Origin of the sequence: Microcoleus sp. AT8-A3, assembly GCF_036705675.1 — a bacterium.
Taxonomy (GTDB): domain Bacteria; phylum Cyanobacteriota; class Cyanobacteriia; order Cyanobacteriales; family Microcoleaceae; genus Microcoleus.
Genome location: NZ_JAUBVD010000005.1, coordinates 110,295 through 128,506 on the forward strand (window position 1 = coordinate 110,295; position 18,212 = coordinate 128,506).

Below are 18,212 nucleotides of genomic sequence, written 5' to 3' on the forward strand. Positions count from 1 at the left end.
GGATATCAAGTCAGGTTAATAGTTGATAAATCTTATATGGTAATAGTCGAGCCAATTTTTGCGATGTGGCGGAATGCTTTTTGTGAGTTTTATTGTCCGCTGCTACTGCCATTCTCTCCATTGCCTCACAATATCTTCTAGTTCCCCAGCAAACGAATCAGTTGCATAAAGATCAAAGTTATTAATCATCTCGCTTTTTTCTAAGGGAGACTCAGCTTGAAATATAGATTCATCTAAGTTAAAAAGCGATAATTGGCGAGACTCGTCATCCGATGGATTCTGGTGTAGCGATGTTTGCTGGCTGACAAAATCGCCCATTCGTTCGCAACCCTTAGCAAAACGGCGCAAAGTAGTTGCGATCGCCTCAGAACTATTATCAATTCCTATCCATCTCCTCCCAAACTCCGAAGCCACACTCAAAGTCGTACCAGAACCAGCAAAGCAATCGAGCACTAAATCATCAGGATTTGATGAAGCTCGAATAATTCGACTAAGTAAATCGCGGTTTTTCTCAGTTGGATAACCTGTAATTTTAATATTCTGATTGTGAGCATCGCGAAACTCTAGCCAAATATCTTGTACGGGAATCCCGCTACTGCTATCCAAATATATCTTGCGACGGGGATTTCCTGTTGCAGACCAATATATTTCCCCTCTAGCATCCATTTCATCTAGTGTTTGAGGTGGAAATTGCCAATGCTTTCCCGGTGGCGGATTCATCCCTCGCCAAGACTTTCCAGTTTCGCCATTTCGCACTCCAGGCGCATGAATCGGAACCTTTTTATATCGCCGTCCAGTTTCCTTTTCAATGTATTCATATTCTTTGTTGGCGCGCTTATCTGTCCATTCTTCAACAGGACGATTCCAGACATAAGTATCTGATTTACTATAAAACAGGATAAAATCTGAAACATTGCCGTAAGTCTTTTTTGTGTAGTTCTTTGGATTACATTTTTTGCGAGTAATCCAATTTCTAAAATTGCGTTGACCAAAAATTTCATCCATAATCACCTTGATATAAAATGCCATTTTATCATCAAGATGGACATATATTGAGCCGTCATCAGCTAATAACTCTCTCAATAGTATCAACCTCTGACGAATAAATTCAATATAGCTGTTACCTGCTAATAAGTCAGAATAAGCATCAGTCTGAGATCGCGATTTAAATATAGTTTTCGTTGCAAAAGGCGGATCTATGTAAATTAATTTTACTTTACCTTGAACAGAGTTATCTTGAAGTAAATTTGCTAAAATGGGCAAGTTATCACCATAGTATATACGGTTTTCATCCAGCCCACTTGGCTGTTCATTGTTAGCCCACAATTTTACACATTTAGCTTTCTTAGTGCCTAAAACTTCACTAGCAGGCTGTTTTCCCGGATATAAAAAACACGCATCCAAGCTATTGTTTAATTTACTTTCATTAAGATTGGATGTAGCTTGATCTTTCGATTGTTTTTTTGAAATACCAGTAGCCATTCTCACTCCTATTTTTAATAACGCAGCCATTCCACTGTAATTCGGTCTGGAACCATACGCAGTGTCAATACCATAATCTGATCTGGCCAACTATTTTCAATATCTGCGTAGTCATCCCACATTGAACCGAGTAAAAGACCAGGCCCATCATTCAAAAAAATTACCTTAGTTCTTAAATTGTGATTTTGTGCGTAACTGAGGATTTCATCAGCACAGCTACGATAACCGCCTGTTCGATCGTCTTCTTGTGCACCACCTCTATCTGAATCATATCGTGCTAATCCTATTGCCAGCAATTCATTTTCATTAATATCGTAGATTGCAAAATCAACTGGGCGTTTCGGGTTGGAATAGTTTGCGAAGACATTTCCCATCAGGATATCTTTTCCGGCTCGCTCTGGCCCTCGGATTGCCAAGTATGGAAAATGTAAGCGGAATAAGGAAAAAAACCTTTCAGTTAGGTCGTATCCTTTGTTGCCACGACTTTTGTATTCCCACAACAAAGCGGACATTGCCTCGTCAGGAATAGGACGAGTCATGTATGCAGCTTGAACTTCTTGAACAGACCTAAAACGAGATCCAAACTGATTGCAAATATCCGCTGTCTTTTTTTTCCTTCTGAGCATTTCAACTGGAATCTCAGGGCTAACATACTTGCGAAACACCCTGAGAAGTTGAACTCGCATCCATGTGCTAGGAACCTCAGAAATCTGTATAAATAGGCGCACTGATGATTCAGAAGTCCTGAGTAATTGCCCAAACATTACTAAAACTGGTTCGTAAAGTTGGCAAGCCTCTTGTAAGATATCTGGATAGTATTCTCCTGTCATCAAAGTTATCCAGTTGTGTCCATCTGCTTTGTAGTCTACAAAAGAGTTGCGTCTTCCCGATATCATATTACTCACCCTTCATCTCACAATTAACTCCTTCATAAATTTCGCTTGAATTTGAAACTCGATCGCACGATCGAGCATCAAAACTAATCTAACATTATACCTAAAAAAAGCGGCTCTGCTTGCCGCAGAACCGCCGTCACAGAGGATGAAAAATCAAAACTTAACGCACAGCGCCCTGTACTGAAGGTGATTCAATTGTTTTCATGAAGTACAGCTTCAACAACTGCCAGCCGTTCGACAAGTACAAAGGCAATTTTTGGAAGAATTGCAAGAATTTCGGAGTATTAGAAGCAACAATTGCTGTCAACTGCTGATTGTTCTTGAGGCAAATATCCAGCCGTTCATAAAATTCTGGATTGTTCACGTCCAGCATGACGGGGAATACGCGGCCTGCTGTTTCGTTGGTCTTTTTGATGACTTCGATGTCGTATTCGCGAGCATCTAGACCGAGCGATCGATAAAAACCCGCACGCTGGATATCATTGAGATACATTGTCGCGAACACCGACAGCAAGAAGAAACGGCACCACAGCTTAGCGCGCCAATCGTTCAACATCTGAGGCTGAGCTCTCATCACCGCATCGAAGAAATCTCCGTGGCGGTTTTCATCCTGGCACCAATTTTCAAAGAATCGGAAAATCGGATAAATCTGGTCTTCAGGATGGGCTTTTAAGTGCTGGTAAATCGTGATGTAGCGCCAATAACCAATCTTTTCAGACAAGTAAGTCGCGTAGAAAATAAACTTCGGCTTAAAGAATGTGTAACTGCGGCTCTTTGTCAAGAAACCCAAATCCAGGGACAAATTAAAGTCGGACAGCGCTTTGTTGAGGAATCCGGCGTGCCGCGCTTCGTCGCGGGACATCAGGTTGAAACCCTCGGCGAGCACTGGATTTTTGTCTTTGAGCCTGCGTCCCAATTCTTTGTAAAGCAAGAACCCAGAAAACTCAGCGGTGCATGAACGTTCTAGAAACTCAATGAACAACTGGCGTTTTTCGCCGTCAATGTGATCCCAAGATTGAGCGAACTCCTCATCCCGCACGAAGTGGTTTTTGTTGTAGTCAACGCGGAACTCTTGGATAATTGCTTCTAGTTCGGCTTCGTTTACCGAGATGTCCATTTTGGCCATCTCGTCAAAATCTGTTGTGTAAAATCTCGGCGTGAGAATAGTTTCTTTGGCTGGGGCTTTCACTCCCGGCCGCAGTTCTTCAAAAGTGGGTTTTTTGAGGGAATCTACCATATGTTTATTGGATTTCTGCTTATAACTACTCGCTTGTTTCCATTGTCGGGTACTGCGGGCGATCGCGCTCGTGTATGTCCGGCCAGCGCTGGCGGCGCGCTTGCTTTGGCGCTCCGTGTGGAATCCAGGTCTAAGCTGCTGTAATTTCCACGCCCTCCAGTTTACCAAGCTCTCGCCCGCGAAAATATGTTGCTGGCGTTAAGAATTGCTACGCAAAATTACTCATGGGCATGGGCATGGGGCATGGGGCATGGGGCCTAGGGCATGGGGAATTGGGGAATTGGTAGTAAATAACCAATAACTTCGGACTATGCACAAATATCTGCTGGTGTCAAACTGTTCAAACACCAGATAGAAAGTACAAAATGGATAAAAGGACTCCAATTCTTAGAATAACCAGGCAGGACGGTCAGAAAATGAGCAATTTAGGTGTTAGTTACCTTTTATGGGCAGCTTGTTTTTTCGGCCCCTTCGGACTCCACCGCCTCTACAACGGCAAGATTGGTACGGGTTTGCTGTGGCTGTTTACCTTTGGTTTGTTTGGGTTTGGGCAATTGTTTGACTTGCTGCTGCTGCCGAACATGGTGGACGAACACAATGCCAGTCTCAGGGGCAAACTCGGCGTATCTCGCGAAGGTATACCGCTATATCCCAGCAACGGGGCGATCGCCGCGACATATTCCAAGCAAACTCCAGATCAGTTAGGGGTTAAACTCCTGAAGGCAGCTTATACCAAGAACGGAAGATTATCTGTCACCCAAGGGGTGATGGCAACCGGCGCTACTTTTGCCGAAGTGGAAGAGGCTTTCACGGCACTGCTCAAAACGGATTATGTGAGTATCGAGAACGATGCGGTAACTGGCGTCGTGATCTACCACTTTCACGAACTTTAGCTGCTGCGGGTGCGTGATCTAGGGGATTTTGTCTATTTTTCCAGAAGCTAATCGCTGACGCACCCTACTACTTGATATTGGTTGGTGAGCAGTTATTGCCGTTTTTTGAGTAAGCATTGCCGACAAAATCGGCTAGAATGTTTGTTTGTCTATATAAGCAGAAAGTATTTAGCGTCATGGCAGTCCCTAAGAAGAAAACCTCCAAATCCAAGAAGAATATGCGTAAGGCCACATGGAAGCGCAAAGCTGTAGTGGCAGCTCAGAAAGCTCTGTCTCTGGGCAAATCTGTTCTGACTGGACGTTCCAACAGCTTCGTGTATCCTGGCAATGAAGAAGAGGAGGAAGAATAGAAACGGAATACCGGGCATGGGGCGAACCCGATGCCCGATCGATCAATCCTTTTTTGCTGCTGGTAAAATCAGCATGGCATCGCCAAAGGAATAAAAGCGGTACTGATGCTCGATCGCTTCTCGGTACAAATCCAACAGCCGAGGCCTTCCAATCATCGCACTTATCATCATCATCAAAGTAGAGCGGGGCAAGTGAAAATTGGTAATCATCCCCTCTACAACCCGCCACTTGTAACCAGGGTAGATAAACAAATTAGTCTGGCCGCAAAAAGGTTGCAAGGAAAAATCGCCACTCGCGGCGGCGGCTCCCTCTAAAGCTCGCACTGCTGTTGTACCCACGGCAATGATCCGCCCGCCTCGGGCTTGAGTTTCCCGGATTTTCTCAACGGTGGCGGCGGGTACTTCCACCCATTCGCCGTGCATTTTGTGAGCCGTCACGTCTGTCACCTCCACCGGGCGAAACGTCCCTACTCCGACGTGTAGGGTGACAAAAGTTTTTTCTATTCCCCGCTGTTCCAAGCGGCTGAACAATTCTTCGGTGAAGTGCAGGCCTGCTGTGGGGGCCGCCACCGCCCCAAGCCGATCGGCATAAACAGTCTGGTACTGTTCCGCTGAAGCTTGGGAATTTTCGATGTAGGGCGGCAGGGGTATGTGGCCGTATTCGTCCAAAAACTTCACCAGATTCTCATCTGTGGGGATGTCAAACTCCAACAGCCGTCCCCCTGTGGCGTCGTCCCTCTCTATAACTGTTGCAGTCAATCGACGACGATCTGGCATCGTGGCATCGGTTCGGCAACAGCAAGGAGCTGCGATCGAGTTCTCATCGGCAGGGGCGATGGGATCAAACTCAATTTTTGCTCCCAACTTTAAGCGTTTCCCCGGTTTAACCAAAGCCAGCCAACAGTTGTGCTGCCGTTCTTCCATCAACAATATCTCCACAGCCGGGCCGTTGGGTTTGTGCCCGTAGAGCCTCGCTGGCAGCACGCGGGTGTTGTTCAGTACCAGCAAGTCGCCCGGTTGCAGCAAATCGGGTAAATCCCTAAAAATCCGGTGTTGCTGGCTGCTGGGAGAATCTACAGCCAGCAAGCGAGAACTGTCCCTCGGCACTACGGGATTTTGGGCAATGCGCGAGGGCGGAAGTTCGTAGTCGTAGCCGTCCAAAGACCAGTCCATCTCTGTCATCAAGTGAATTCCTGTGCGATCGATCTGTCAACTGGGTAACAAATTGGGTAAAAACCCCCATCCAAAGTCGGGTGCTTTTCCCCTTGTGGTGGCGGGTATACCCCGCGAGGATAGAGGTATAGCATCAGCTTTGCTCATAAGGATCGTTATGGAATACCTCTACTACATCGCCAATACTAGCCTTACTCTGAGAGTCGTGGATTACCTACGCACGGCTCATCATCTTCCCTTGCAATTTATCACTGTTATTCACCAAATTGACGGCTGGGTGGTAAAGGTGAAAATGAGCCAATACTTAACTCCCGAAATGCACGGGGATTTTCGGGCTTTTATGAACGAACTCGGGATTCCTTACGATCCTGAAATTCGCTTGCAAATGGCGCTTTGGAGTTTGGAAACCGGACAGTCGCCACTGAGCGTGATGCGCCGCTACCAGGTGGCCGTGGTTTGTCACGGCAGCCCTGACCGCAAAGAAATTGAAGCGTTTCGCCAGCAGTTTGTCAAGGGTCTGGGATATTGCCCGGAAACTCTGGCCTAGATTGCTACGCATATACATTAACTGTGATGACAGAACAGGAGAGGGAGAGAAGGGGAAAGCGGGAGAAGATTTAACGCTTTTTTCAGCTCCGTTAAAGCTTAAGAGAGAACTGCGCGACAGCCTAGGCAAGTTAACAATTAAAAATGACCTAGGGGCATTGGTTTGAGATTTTACCCTCTAAATTTTAATTATTATATATTTTTAAATGCTAAAAGCCGATCGAATGTATTCTTGCAGGGTGAGTCGGTAGTTACCTGCAACGGCGGATTGAGAGTGCGCTGCTGTTAATGGTGGTAAGATTTGCTTAGTGTTTTGTTGTGAAGGTTCGCACCTGACTAAAGCGACATCAAAGCGACAATAATTATTGGCTAAATCTGGATGGGTGCTTAAAAATATTTCGGCTGTTTGCCAAAGTTTGGCTTGTTTTGTGGTATTAATAGCCAACATTCCACCCGCATCCCAATTTCCCCGGCGGCGAGTTTTCACCTCTACAAATGCTAATGTTTGGGATGTGTGATTGGGAAGACTTCGGTTTTTTGCGCTTTCTTCATCTCTTCCGAGTGCGATGATGTCAATCTCTCCCCAGCGACAGTGCCACTGGCGGTGCAGGATTTCCCAACCTTGCTGCTGCAACCACTCGGCGACTAAGTTTTCTCCCAATGTGCCGATATCCCTAGAGTTTGGAGATTGGGGGGAATTGGAGTCAGCGGTGGCAAGCGGGCGATTCCCTACGGGATAGCTACGCTTGACGCGCTTTCTGGTAGAATTCAATTCAGAACTGTCACGACTGCTCATTAGCTTGAACTTGTATGATGATTTCTCGAATTCGCCAACATATTTATACTTTCTTGCTGAGTTTTGTTATTTTAGCAGTAATTGCCGCTGGGGCGATCGGCATTAATCCCGCACCTGCTTTCGCTTTGGATCACGACAAAGAAATCCTAGTCGGCGCTGATTTTACTGGCCAAGTTCTGACTGACGACAGCTTTAATAAAGCCAATCTTCGCAACAGCAATTTTACTAATGCAGATTTGCGGGGCGTCAGCTTTTTTGCGGCCAATATGGAAGAAGCAAATTTAGAAGGCGCTAATTTCACGGGTGCTACTTTAGATTTAGCTCGCATGATGAAAGCGAATTTAACTAATGCTATCCTTGAGGGTGCTTTCGCTTACAATACCAGGCTGGAAGGAGCTATCATTGACGGTGCAGATTTTACTGAGACACTGCTGCGAGACGATATGATAGAAAAACTTTGTAAAGTGGCAAAAGGTACTAATCCCGTGACAGGTAGAGATACTCGCGAAACTCTTTTTTGCGATTATTAAAAGGGTCGTTGAATAAAGTAATAAAGTCCTTAGTACAAACGGGTTCTTAGTAGGGACTTTATTCCTTATATCAGTTTAAAAAAATGTAACCGCACGCAAGCTTCAAACCCAGGGCTGTTTCATTCTCTTGTAGGGGCAATCCGACCCCTACTCCCCGTGGTTGCCCCGATATCTGAAACCCCTACCCGCTCGTCTATGGGCTGGGCGGGCACTCTTGGCACCGCCCCTACAAAACCCTGCTTTTCGGTAGGGGCAATCCGACCCCTACTCCCCGTGGTTGCCCCGAAACAGCCCTAGCTTCCCACCTATATCGAACGAGTCATCTCCAATCTCCAATCTCCAATCTAAAATCTAAAATCTAAAATCTAAAAGGGTATTAGCCCCAAGGCACGGATGTTAAATCGTAAAAATTAACTTGACGCAGCCGCTCTAATTCCTTGAGCCATTCTTGTTCGGCACAGAATAGTTGGTGATATTCTATAGCCTCTTCGCCACTGCTAGCGGCCTTGGCTTTTTCCCACATATTGAGTGCAATCCGGCGGCGCTTCATGCTGATAATTTGCTCGATACAGGCGAGGGCCGATCTAATTACTAGAGGTGCGCGATAAACATTTCTTTCTGAGAACTCATTCAAGTGAAATAAATGCGAGATTTGATTGAGTTGATTGGGATATTCAATGAAGCTATCTTGTAATTTCAATATTAACTCTGAAGGCGCTACTTGTAAAGACATTTTGTGCAATATTTCTGCATTCACAATCTGGTGCCACAAAAATCTGTGGTGAGAAAGGCTAAACTGCACGTCTCTAGCTTCTATTGCTTCTCTGACATCTTGGCGGTATTCGGGACAGTGCAAATAAATCTGCAATAATTGCGCTTCTGCTTCTTCTAAAAGACTGCGGGCTACGGCAGATAAGCTTGATTTTGAGCTTTGGTTTTCGCCGCTTGCACGCTGCTTTTTATATTGTTTGTTCGGCTTCAGCTTGTTTCTAATTAACAGGGGCATTGTCAAAGATTCGTCTTGACTCTGGCGCTTAGCCCAATCGCTGACTACTTGATTGAGCAAGTTTTCAGCAATCATTTTTGTGAGTCTAAAATCTCCTTTGCTGAGAATTTCGGCGCACTTTTGCAGGTAATGTGCTAGCTGATTGTCGTCAGTGATGTTAGTTAATAAATTAATAATTTTTTTTGTGACTTGCTGGGAAGTATCGGCTTGCTTCAAATCTTGATTTACGAGCATTTGTTGCAATTGCCAGTCGAGCCACAATGGAGCATTTTCGAGCAATTCTCGATATTGTTCTGGGGAGTATGTTTTGAGGTATTCGTCGGCATCTTTGCCGTCGGGAATGTTGAGCACCCGCAGTTGGACTTCTCCTTGATAAGCGAGTTTTTCTATTTCCCCAATCGCGCGTTCTGCTGCTTGAGTTCCTGCTTTGTCGGCGTCGAAGTTAAGGATAATTTGTTTGGAGTCAGTGTAGCGCAATAACTGCCGCACTTGGTTTAAACTTAAGGCTGTGCCGAGGGAAGCGACGGCGTTGGAGATGCCGGCTGCTTGAAGTGCGATCGCATCAAAGTACCCCTCTACAACCACTGCGCGATCGGCTTTGCTAATGGCTGTTTTGGCTGTATCTAAGGCGAATAAAGTTTTGCCTTTGTCGAACAGTTCTGTTTCGGGAGAATTGAGGTATTTCGGCTGTTCGTCGCCGAGAGCTCTGCCGCCGAAACCGATGACTCTGCCTTGGGTGTCGCGAATGGGAATCATAATGCGATTGCGGAAGCGATCGTAATAACCGCTGCCGCCATTTTTTCGGGGTACAATTAATCCAGCTTGTTCTACTAATTGCGCGGGATAGTTTTTCTGTTCTACTAAATAACTGTAAAGTGCTTCCCAACCTTGGGGTGCATAACCTAATTGAAATTGTTGGATAGTTTCTTCGCTTAGCTGGCGTTCTGATTTGAGATAAGCTAAGGGTTCTTCTCCTTGGGTTTGCCGCAAAGCGTGTTCGTAAAAGTTGGCTGTTAGTGCTGAGATTTCATAGAGTTGTTCCCGCAGAGAAATTTGCCGCTGCAATTCTTGTCGGTGTTCCGGTTCGACTGTTTTGACGGGGACTTGATAATTTTTAGCTAATTCTAATACTACTTCGCTGAAAGGGCGTTTCTCCAATTCCATGAGAAACTTAAAAGCATTGCCGCCTGCACCGCAGCCGAAACAATAATACATTTGTTTGCCGGGACTGACAGTAAAGCTGGGAGATTTTTCGTCGTGAAAAGGACACAAACCTACAAATTCTTTGCCGCGTTTCCGCAACACGACGCGACCGGAAATAACGTCTACTATGTCGGCTCTTTGTTTGACTTCTTCGATTGTTTCTGGATGCAGCCGGGGAACTTGCATAGGGCTATTTTAGGCAAATTGAAAGTGTTGGAGAAGGAAAGCACTACACGGATGAGGACACGGATACACGGATGAATTATCTACTCTGAGTGATTTCTCATGAGATTCAAAATCCCAGCCTCCTTAAAAAGGTGAAATAATTAGTGTCAAAGTCAACCCCTACTCCCCTTTTTAAGGGGGATTTAGGGGGATCTCCGGGGATAGAAAACACGCCCTAGGGCATAACTTTATTGTAAGATATTTATACTAACTGTAAGGAGCATCGAAATTAATGCGAATTTTAATGATGGGCGGTACTCGGTTTATTGGGGTTTATCTTACTAAGATTTTAGCAGCACAAGGGCATGAAGTGGTGTTGTTTAACCGGGGCAACAAGCCTGTACCGGTTGCGGGCGTAAAACAGATTCAGGGCGATCGCACAAATGTCGAACAACTAAAAGAAAAGTTATCGACGGTTGAGTTTGACGCGGTTTTTGACAACAACGGCCGCGAACTCAGCGATACAAAGCCTTTAGCTGAAATATTTAAAGGGCGGGTGCAGCACTTTGTTTACATGAGCTCTGCGGGGGTTTATTTGAAGTCGGATCAAATGCCTCATATTGAAGGGGACGCTACCGATCCTAAAAGCCGGCATTTGGGTAAGTGCGAAACCGAAAATTACTTGGCAGAGTCCGGTTTGCCTTGGACTTCGATTCGCCCGACTTACATTTACGGCCCTCAAAATTATAACGATTTAGAGGCTTGGTTTTTCGATCGCATTGTGCGCGATCGACCGATTCCGATTCCCGGTAACGGAATGCACTTCACGCAGTTGGGGCACTGTCAGGATTTGGCTAAAGCAATGGCGGCGGTTTTGGGCAACTCTAGGGCGATCGGGCAAATTTACAACGTTTCAGGCGATCGATTTGTCACCTTTGACGGTTTAGCCCGCGCCTGCATTCAAGCAGCAGGTAAATCCCCTGATGCTATTAAGATTGTACACTACGATCCCAAACAATTTGACTTCGGCAAAAAGAAAGCTTTTCCGATGAGATTGCAGCACTTTTTTGCTTCAGTTAATAAAGCTGTCACCGAGCTTAACTGGCAGCCGGAATTTGACTTAGTTTCTGGCTTAAAAGATTCTTTTCAGAATGATTATGTAGTTTCGGGGCGGGGCAAAGCTGAGATAGATTTTTCAGTTGATGACGAGATTTTGAAAGCCGTTTGAAGTTAAGTTATAGTGGGAGCATCTTAATGTCCGAAAAAATCTAGAACCCCACCCTAACCCTCCCCGCGAGTTCGGGGAGGGAACAAGAAAGAAAGCAAACAGACTGTCACAGTAAGGTTGGCAGCCGTGTTAAGTACAAATGTCGAAGGAGAAAAATAACATGAGATTTATCAATCCCAAAATTGATTTTGCCTTCAAGAAAATATTTGGCTCCGCCCAGAGTACAGACATTCTGATTAGTTTTTTGAATGCCATACTCTATGAAGGGCGATCGATAATTGAAAGTTTAGAAATCCTTGACCCTTATCTTGGCCCTCAAATAGCGGGAGTAAAAAACAGCTACTTAGATGTCAAAGCGCTACTTAATGACGGCACATATGTGATTATCGAAATGCAAGTTTTGAAGGTACAGGCCTTTGGCAAGCGAGTTTTGTACAATGCAGCAAAAACCTATGCACTCCAATTAACAAGGGGAGAACTATACAAGCAACTGCGACCTGTGATTGCTTTGACTATCACTGATTTTGAAATGTTTCGCGGCGAGCAAGATGTGATTTCGCATTTTGTCTTCAAAGAAAGAACTCGCCTGTCTGATTATCTACAAAATGATATTGAGTTAGTATTTGTAGAGTTGCCAAAATTTAAGAAAGAATTGGATCGACTGGAAACTCTTACGGACAAGTGGATTTACTTTATCAAAACTACTGGCACTTTGGATGAAGTACCTCAAACAATGGTCACAGTCCCGGAAATTCAGAAAGCTTTTGAAATTGCCAATCAAGTTAGTTTGACACAGGAGGAATTTAACATATTACAACAGCAAGAGTTTTTTGCTCAAGATCAAGAGGGTTCAGTGGCTTTAGGTCGGGAAGAAGGCAGACAAGAAGGCAGACAAGAAGGACAAGTAGGGTTAATTATGCGTTTGCTAAGTCGCCGTTTAGGTCAAATAAACCCGGATATTGAAAGCCGCATTCGCCAATTGCCGATCGACAAATTAGAGAATCTTGCAGAAGCCATGTTAGATTTTTCTAATGCCGAAGATTTAACAGCTTGGTTGGAAGCTAATTCTCCAAAAGATTAGGAATATTAGGTAAATCTCATGCTTGGAATAACACTCGGCAATCGCTACAGTATTATCCGTCACTTGGGAGGCGGCGGATTTGCTCAAACTTATTTAGCGGAAGATAAGCAGCTACCAGGCAATCACCTCTGCGTCGTCAAGCAGCTTAAACCTCACGCAACTGATCCGGAAACTCTACAGGTAGCAAGACGTTTATTTGATACTGAAGCACAAGTTTTGTACAAGTTGGGAAATCACGATCGCATTCCCCGACTTTTTGCTTACTTTGAAGAAAATCAAGAATTTTACCTAGTTCAAGAATTTATTGAAGGTCACGATTTAAGCCAAGAAATTATACCCCCCCAAACCCCCCCTTACCAAGGGGGGGCTGGACTTGGCTCCCCCCCTTATCAAGGGGGGGCTGGACTTGGCTCCCCCCCTTACCAAGGGGGGGCTGGGGGGGGTTCCTCTTACCAAGGAGGAACTGCGGGAGTCATGCAGGAAGATGCAGTCATTTGTATATTGCAAGAACTTCTCGAAATTTTAGACTTTGTACACCAGCAAAATGTGATTCACCGCGATGTCAATCCCCGCAATATACTCCGCAGAGATAGAGACGGAAAATTAGTTTTAATTGACTTCGGCGCCGTCAAAGAAATTACTACTCAAATCACCACTCCTCAGCCCAAGAATAGCTTGAGTGTCAGCATCGGTACGCCCGGTTATATGCCCAGCGAACAAGCTCACGGCAACCCGAAACTCAGCAGCGATATCTATGCCGTCGGTGCGATCGCAATTCAGTTCCTCACTGGCATAAATCCTCACCAAATGCCAAAAAATACCGAGACAGAGGAAATAATTTGGCAGGACAAAACATCAGTCAGTCCTGAATTTGCGACTATTTTAGATAAGATGGTAAAGTACGATTTTCGGCAACGTTATTCTAGTGCCGGCGAAACGCTGCAAGCTATTAAAGAATTGAAAAATTCTTTCAGCGGTACAGTTCCTGTATTGCCTCCGGTGGCTGCTGCGAAGGGGCCGCCCAAATCCCGAAAAAAACTGTATTTTAAAATATTGTCGATCGCCAGTTTAATTGGCATCAGTATTATAGCATCTATTTATGGTGTAAACACTTTTAATTCTGCCAATGCAACTGACCTGTACAACCGAGGCAATACTCTTTACAATTTAAGCCGATTTGAAGAAGCTCTGGTCGCTTATGAGCGAGCAATAAATCTCAGGCCTGACTACGCGGAAGTGTGGCAGGAAAAAGCCAAAACTTTATATGAATTGAAAAAATATCGAGAATCGCAGTCAGCTTATGATAAAGCCATAGAATTAAAGCCGGAATACTTGGAAGCTTGGACGGGACGCGGTTATGCTTTGGATAAGTTGCAACAGTCTCAAGAGGCGATCGCATCTTTTGATAACGCTTTGAAAATCCAGCCAGACTATGCCGCAGCGTGGGAAGGCAGAGGCGATGTTCTCTTAGATTCGCAGCGGTACGAAGAGGCGATCACTTCCTACGAAAAAGCTGTAAAATTTCAGCCCAATTTGTACCGTGCCTGGTACAATCGGGGACAAGCTCACCAAAAATTAAAACAGTACGATCGAGCCGTTGAATCATATCAAAAAGCAGTTGAAATCAAATTCGATAATTATGAAGCTTGGTACAATTTAGGCAATGTCTTCCTAGAATTAAACAAAAACCAAGAAGCTTTTGAAGCCTACGAAAAAGCCGTGCGGTTTCAGCCCAAGTTTTATCAAGGGTGGTACAGTAAAGGCATCGCTTTGCTGAAAATGCGGAGGCATGAAGAAGCGGTGGAAGCTTACGAAAAAGCTGTTAAATTAAAACCGGATTATTATCAAGCGTGGTATAATTTAGGTTGGTCTTACCACGAATTACGCAAGTACGAACAAGCAATTGAGTGTTACAGCAGAGCCTTAGATTTAAACCCGAAAGAATATCAAGCGTGGTACAATAGAGGAAATGCTCAGTCCAATTTAAAGCGGTACGAAGATGCGCTAGTATCTTACAATGAAGCTGTGTATGTCAAACCTGACTACTCGGAAGCCTGGTACAGCCGCGGCAATGCACTGGTGGCGGTAAAAAGATACGAAGATGCGATCGCCTCCTATGAAAAAGCTATTCGCTACAAACCCGATTACCGAGCCGCAATGGAAGCAAAAAAGCGGGCAGAAAGTCAGCCCGAAAACAATCAGCCACAGCCAAAACAACAATAATTATTAATTAAATTTAGTCAGAACTTAAGCAATTGTCACAATTAGTAAGGTGCGTCAGATATTTAAACCCTCAATAATCGTTTAAGAAACTCACCTGACGCACCCTACAATGCTATTATTTCTTCTTCCTTGTCAAGAATGATGAATACTAGATAATTCATCCGTGTATCCGTGTTATCATCCGTGTAGTGCCTTCCTTCTTGCTTTCAGCGAACAGCGGGAGAAATTACGGTAACTCGGCGGCTGTCTACTAACATCGGCCAAAAACCTCGATCGCTCAATGCTTTTACAGCAGCAGTAGCGGCGTTTTGATCCGTTGTATAAGCGACGAATAAAAAGGGACGCTGGCCGTAGGAAGCTAAGCCTACTTGCGTGCCTAATGCTTCCCTGACTTGACCTGCTAATTCCGGTTGGTTGAAGTAATCTACTAACACTGCATAACCAGGGCCCAGGGGTTGGGGATTGAAGGCAAGATTGCCACTGGGAGAATTGGTGATTGGTTCTGAACCTGGTGCTGGCTGAGGGTTGTAGACTGGCAAATTTTGGGGTAGTGCCGCTGCGGGCGATCGTACTACGTAAGCTTGCAATCCGACAACATCTTCGATGTATTTAACCCAATCGCTGGCGATTTGCGAGTCGCGAAAGCCACCAACTCGCGTCACCGTGTCATTGATGTACCGACAAACTGTGTTGTTAGTATTTCCAGGGAAAGAGCGTTTTGCTCTTTCTTGCTGTTCGGGTGTTGTGGTGACAATTAACAGTAGATATTCATCGGACTGCGGCGGTTGGCAGCTCGACTGAGCTTTAACAGAACTCGATAAAATTGTCAATACCAAAAGGGCGATCGAAGTAGCAGGAAATAGGGGGAGAGACAAAATAAATTTGTACAATTTACCCCTAATTGTTGTTAGTTGTTTTGTCGGATATTTTGCTCTTTTATTCATGCTGTCTGTAGGGATGCAAGGGCATCAGGAATAGTTGGTGATGGTGCTTGAAATTCACCTGTCAGTACATATTCTAATCGCAGTTTCAACCAGGTGATGAAGACAGGATCGGTAGAAATAATAGCGGCGGCTGGCTGAGGGCATTTTGCTTTAACTTCTGCCATTGTCGGTGCTTCTAGGAAAGCCGGCTGCTTGACCAACCAGAAGTCTATTTGTTTTTCTTGTTCGTTGTAGTTGCGAGTTCTTTCTTTAAACACTTCATCTAGGGCTTCTTCTTCTAGCAAAAAGCGTTGGCTGGCTAAAACGTAGTAGTAGGTTTGCATTTTTGTCGGTTGTTAGAGGTTGACGGTTAGCGGTTAATGTCGCCTGTATCGGCCAGTTTTGCTGGTCAGGGGCGGGTTTGCCGAGTTGCGGCAGTTGGAGAGTTCTAGACTCTTGTGCCGTTTACTTTACCTTATTTGCTGTCATCTTGGGTAGATGCAGAGCAAGTCGCTTCAGAAAAATCTTTGGTGGTGAGTGTTGGGGGAGTTGTGAGAGTTGCGAGAGTGGCTGGTTTTTTGGGGATTTGGGCGATTATTTTTCGGGCTGGTGATTTTCGGGAAAATTTAGGTGACAATAGGAAATTAGATGGAATTGCAGGTTGAATAATTACCAATTATTGAGGCAATCTGGGGGCTGTTAAACCTGATTGGGAGTGGTTTGCATATATAAAAACTTGAGATAGTTTTTGATTGCTAACCCTAAAAAAAGGCTTTCAGGGCGAGCGAACTGCTTGCGGGAAAATCAAAGGTTTGTGACTACTACCTAAAAACAGTCCTGACTATTGTATTAAAAATGTAAAATGTGTGAATTGATTTCCTCTCCCCGGAATAGCGATCGCCCCGCTGTCACTTCCCCCATCCCACCAAAAGCGATCGCCCTCCGCCCCTGCTCAAATAAGCTCAACAAATCAGCTAAATTTGTTGCCCACGTATTGCAGCCAAAGGCTAAACTAATCTAAGCTTTACCATAAAATTTTCTCCCCGTTCATGAACATCGCTTATTTAGTCAACCAATATCCCAAAGTCAGCCACAGCTTTGTCCGCAGAGAAGTCCTAGCGGTTGAAAATTGCGGCATGAAAGTCGCACGATTTTCGATCCGATCCTGCGAGTCTGAACTCGTTGATGAAGCCGACAAACTAGAGCAAGAATCGACTAAAGTAATCTTAGGAGTTGGTTTACAGGGGTTAGCGTGGGGTTTGCTTCGCGTTGCCGCAACTAGACCAATTCGATTCATCGAAGCTGTGCGGTTAATGTTCAAAGTTGGCTGGCACTCGGAACGGGGGATTTTGCTGCATCTAGCTTATTTAGCAGAAGCTTGCATTCTTTTAAATTGGTTTGCAGAATCCGGTACAGCACACGTTCACGCTCACTTCGGGACAAATTCCACAACAGTCGCAATGCTGTGCCGCGTGCTTGGCGGCCCGACTTACAGTTTCACCGTTCACGGGCCTGAAGAATTTGATAAAGCCACACTTCTTTCCTTAGACGAAAAAATTAAACGATCGACCTTTGTAGCAGCAGTTAGTTCCTTCGGTAAAAGTCAGCTTTTTCGGTGGTGCGATCGCACTTTTTGGTCAAAAATTCACGTCATACACTGCGGCGTAGATGCTGCATTTTTAGCTGCACCCTACGTCCCCATACCCGCAGCACCCCGCTTAGCTTGCATTGGCCGGCTCAGCGAACAAAAAGGTCATTTATTATTGCTAGAAGCTGCTAGCAAGTTAGCAGTTCAAGGCTTAGAGTTTAAGTTGGTACTCGTAGGAGACGGGCCGCTGCGATCGGATATTGAACAGCAGATTCAGCAACTTGGTTTGCAAAACCATATAGAAATTACCGGTTGGGCCAGTGGCGATCGAGTTCAGCAAGAGATTTTAGCTTCACGCGCAATGGTATTGCCGAGTTTTGCCGAAGGTTTGCCCGTCGTAATTATGGAAGCCCTCGCTCTCAATCGGCCCGTAATTAGCACCTATGTTGCTGGCATCCCGGAGCTCGTAGAACCCGGTGTTTGCGGTTGGTTAGTTCCTCCCGGTTCCGCAGAAGCATTAGCCGTAGCGATGCGCGCGGTATTGGAAGCACCTCTAGAAAAGCTAGAACAAATGGGGAAAACAGGAGCAGAACGGGTTGCTCAACAACACAATGTTGATTTAGAGGCCAAGAAATTAGTGGCGCTGTTTGAGAGTGCTTGAGAATGGTGCAAAACCTATGGATTAACTGACATTTTGCACCATTATTAATAAGTCTTTCAAGGGCGGGCAGGATGCCCAACCCCTACTCCCCACAGGAAAATTAATTGTTTGTGGAACAGGCATCTTGCCTGTTCCTTGAATTAAGCTGTAATTCTTTGTGGAACAGGCATCTTGCCTGTTCCTTGAATTAAGCTGTAATTCTTTATTGTTTGTGGAACAGGCATCTTGCCT

18 protein-coding genes are annotated in these 18,212 nt (G+C 45.0%); 10 read left to right on the plus strand and 8 right to left on the minus strand.

Translation table 11 applies throughout. From position 1 onward, the window contains the following. Positions 1–102 precede the first annotated feature (102 nt). From QUB51_RS04830 to acsF, 3 genes are all read right to left on the minus strand, one after another. The gene (locus QUB51_RS04830; RefSeq protein WP_333057183.1) at positions 103–1,512 is read right to left on the minus strand and encodes a site-specific DNA-methyltransferase; all 1,410 of its coding nucleotides are present in this window, start codon (positions 1,510–1,512) and stop codon (positions 103–105) included. Beyond that, the gene (locus QUB51_RS04835) at positions 1,497–2,378 is read right to left on the minus strand and encodes a hypothetical protein (protein ID WP_333057205.1); all 882 of its coding nucleotides are present in this window, start codon (positions 2,376–2,378) and stop codon (positions 1,497–1,499) included. The genes QUB51_RS04830 and QUB51_RS04835 overlap by 16 nt, the downstream gene beginning before the upstream one ends. 160 nt (positions 2,379–2,538) lie before the next feature. Then, positions 2,539–3,615, minus strand: a complete 1,077-nt coding sequence (acsF, locus tag QUB51_RS04840; protein WP_333057206.1) for a magnesium-protoporphyrin IX monomethyl ester (oxidative) cyclase — start codon at positions 3,613–3,615, stop codon at positions 2,539–2,541. 416 nt (positions 3,616–4,031) lie between these two features. Between acsF and QUB51_RS04845 the strand changes: the two genes are divergently transcribed. Both QUB51_RS04845 and rpmF read left to right on the plus strand, forming a co-directional pair. Further along, a complete protein-coding gene (locus QUB51_RS04845; RefSeq protein WP_333057184.1) occupies positions 4,032–4,508 on the plus strand; it encodes a TM2 domain-containing protein in 477 nt (158 codons plus the stop codon). 176 nt (positions 4,509–4,684) lie between these two features. After that, the gene (gene rpmF, locus QUB51_RS04850; RefSeq protein WP_006632406.1) at positions 4,685–4,858 is read left to right on the plus strand and encodes a 50S ribosomal protein L32; all 174 of its coding nucleotides are present in this window, start codon (positions 4,685–4,687) and stop codon (positions 4,856–4,858) included. 42 nt (positions 4,859–4,900) lie between these two features. On the opposite strand, the gene queA is transcribed toward rpmF, so the two are convergent. Then, a complete protein-coding gene (gene queA / locus QUB51_RS04855; RefSeq protein WP_333260683.1) occupies positions 4,901–6,040 on the minus strand; it encodes a tRNA preQ1(34) S-adenosylmethionine ribosyltransferase-isomerase QueA in 1,140 nt (379 codons plus the stop codon). Positions 6,041–6,188: 148 nt separating this feature from the next. Here queA and QUB51_RS04860 point away from each other — a divergent pair, with 148 nt between their 5' ends. Next, complete coding sequence (locus QUB51_RS04860; protein ID WP_006632408.1) at positions 6,189–6,578, plus strand: hypothetical protein; 390 nt, start codon at positions 6,189–6,191, stop codon at positions 6,576–6,578. A gap of 201 nt (positions 6,579–6,779) precedes the next feature. On the opposite strand, the gene QUB51_RS04865 is transcribed toward QUB51_RS04860, so the two are convergent. Next, positions 6,780–7,373 carry a YraN family protein gene (locus tag QUB51_RS04865; RefSeq protein ID WP_333233613.1) on the minus strand — a complete coding sequence of 198 codons (594 nt, stop codon included), beginning with the start codon at positions 7,371–7,373 and terminating at the stop codon, positions 6,780–6,782. Positions 7,374–7,387: 14 nt separating this feature from the next. Between QUB51_RS04865 and QUB51_RS04870 the strand changes: the two genes are divergently transcribed. Further along, positions 7,388–7,903: a pentapeptide repeat-containing protein gene (locus QUB51_RS04870; protein ID WP_333042425.1), complete on the plus strand. Its 516-nt coding sequence runs from the start codon at positions 7,388–7,390 to the stop codon at positions 7,901–7,903. A 376-nt stretch (positions 7,904–8,279) separates the two neighbouring features. Here QUB51_RS04870 and dnaG read toward each other — a convergent pair whose 3' ends face one another. Then, positions 8,280–10,298: a DNA primase gene (gene dnaG, locus QUB51_RS04875; RefSeq protein WP_333057188.1), complete on the minus strand. Its 2,019-nt coding sequence runs from the start codon at positions 10,296–10,298 to the stop codon at positions 8,280–8,282. A gap of 271 nt (positions 10,299–10,569) precedes the next feature. Between dnaG and QUB51_RS04880 the strand changes: the two genes are divergently transcribed. From QUB51_RS04880 to QUB51_RS04890, 3 genes are all read left to right on the plus strand, one after another. After that, positions 10,570–11,505 (plus strand): NAD-dependent epimerase/dehydratase family protein, encoded by a 936-nt coding sequence (locus QUB51_RS04880; protein WP_333057190.1) that lies wholly within the window; start codon positions 10,570–10,572, stop codon positions 11,503–11,505. A gap of 160 nt (positions 11,506–11,665) precedes the next feature. Then, positions 11,666–12,586, plus strand: coding sequence for an Rpn family recombination-promoting nuclease/putative transposase (locus QUB51_RS04885; protein ID WP_333057191.1), 921 nt, complete (start codon positions 11,666–11,668; stop codon positions 12,584–12,586). An 18-nt stretch (positions 12,587–12,604) separates the two neighbouring features. Further along, a complete protein-coding gene (locus QUB51_RS04890; RefSeq protein WP_333260688.1) occupies positions 12,605–14,809 on the plus strand; it encodes a tetratricopeptide repeat protein in 2,205 nt (734 codons plus the stop codon). Between the two features lie 206 nt (positions 14,810–15,015). Here the strand turns inward: QUB51_RS04890 and QUB51_RS04895 are convergent, their stop codons facing one another. Together QUB51_RS04895 and QUB51_RS04900 are read right to left on the minus strand one after the other, a co-directional pair. Next, entirely contained in the window at positions 15,016–15,753 is a 738-nt protein-coding gene (locus QUB51_RS04895; RefSeq protein ID WP_333057193.1) for a hypothetical protein, read from the minus strand. Then, on the minus strand, positions 15,750–16,076 hold the full coding sequence (locus tag QUB51_RS04900) for an MgPME-cyclase complex family protein (protein WP_172192102.1): 327 nt from the start codon (positions 16,074–16,076) through the stop codon (positions 15,750–15,752). Before QUB51_RS04900 ends, QUB51_RS04895 begins: the two co-directional genes overlap by 4 nt. Positions 16,077–16,190: 114 nt before the next feature. On the opposite strand from QUB51_RS04900, the gene QUB51_RS04905 reads away from it, so the two are divergent. From QUB51_RS04905 to QUB51_RS04915, 3 genes are all read left to right on the plus strand, one after another. Further along, complete coding sequence (locus tag QUB51_RS04905) at positions 16,191–16,397, plus strand: hypothetical protein (protein ID WP_333057195.1); 207 nt, start codon at positions 16,191–16,193, stop codon at positions 16,395–16,397. 197 nt (positions 16,398–16,594) lie between these two features. Continuing rightward, entirely contained in the window at positions 16,595–16,753 is a 159-nt protein-coding gene (locus tag QUB51_RS04910) for a hypothetical protein (RefSeq protein ID WP_333207664.1), read from the plus strand. Positions 16,754–16,781: 28 nt separating this feature from the next. After that, complete coding sequence (locus QUB51_RS04915) at positions 16,782–17,981, plus strand: glycosyltransferase (protein WP_333260691.1); 1,200 nt, start codon at positions 16,782–16,784, stop codon at positions 17,979–17,981. Positions 17,982–18,212: the final 231 nt, after the last annotated feature.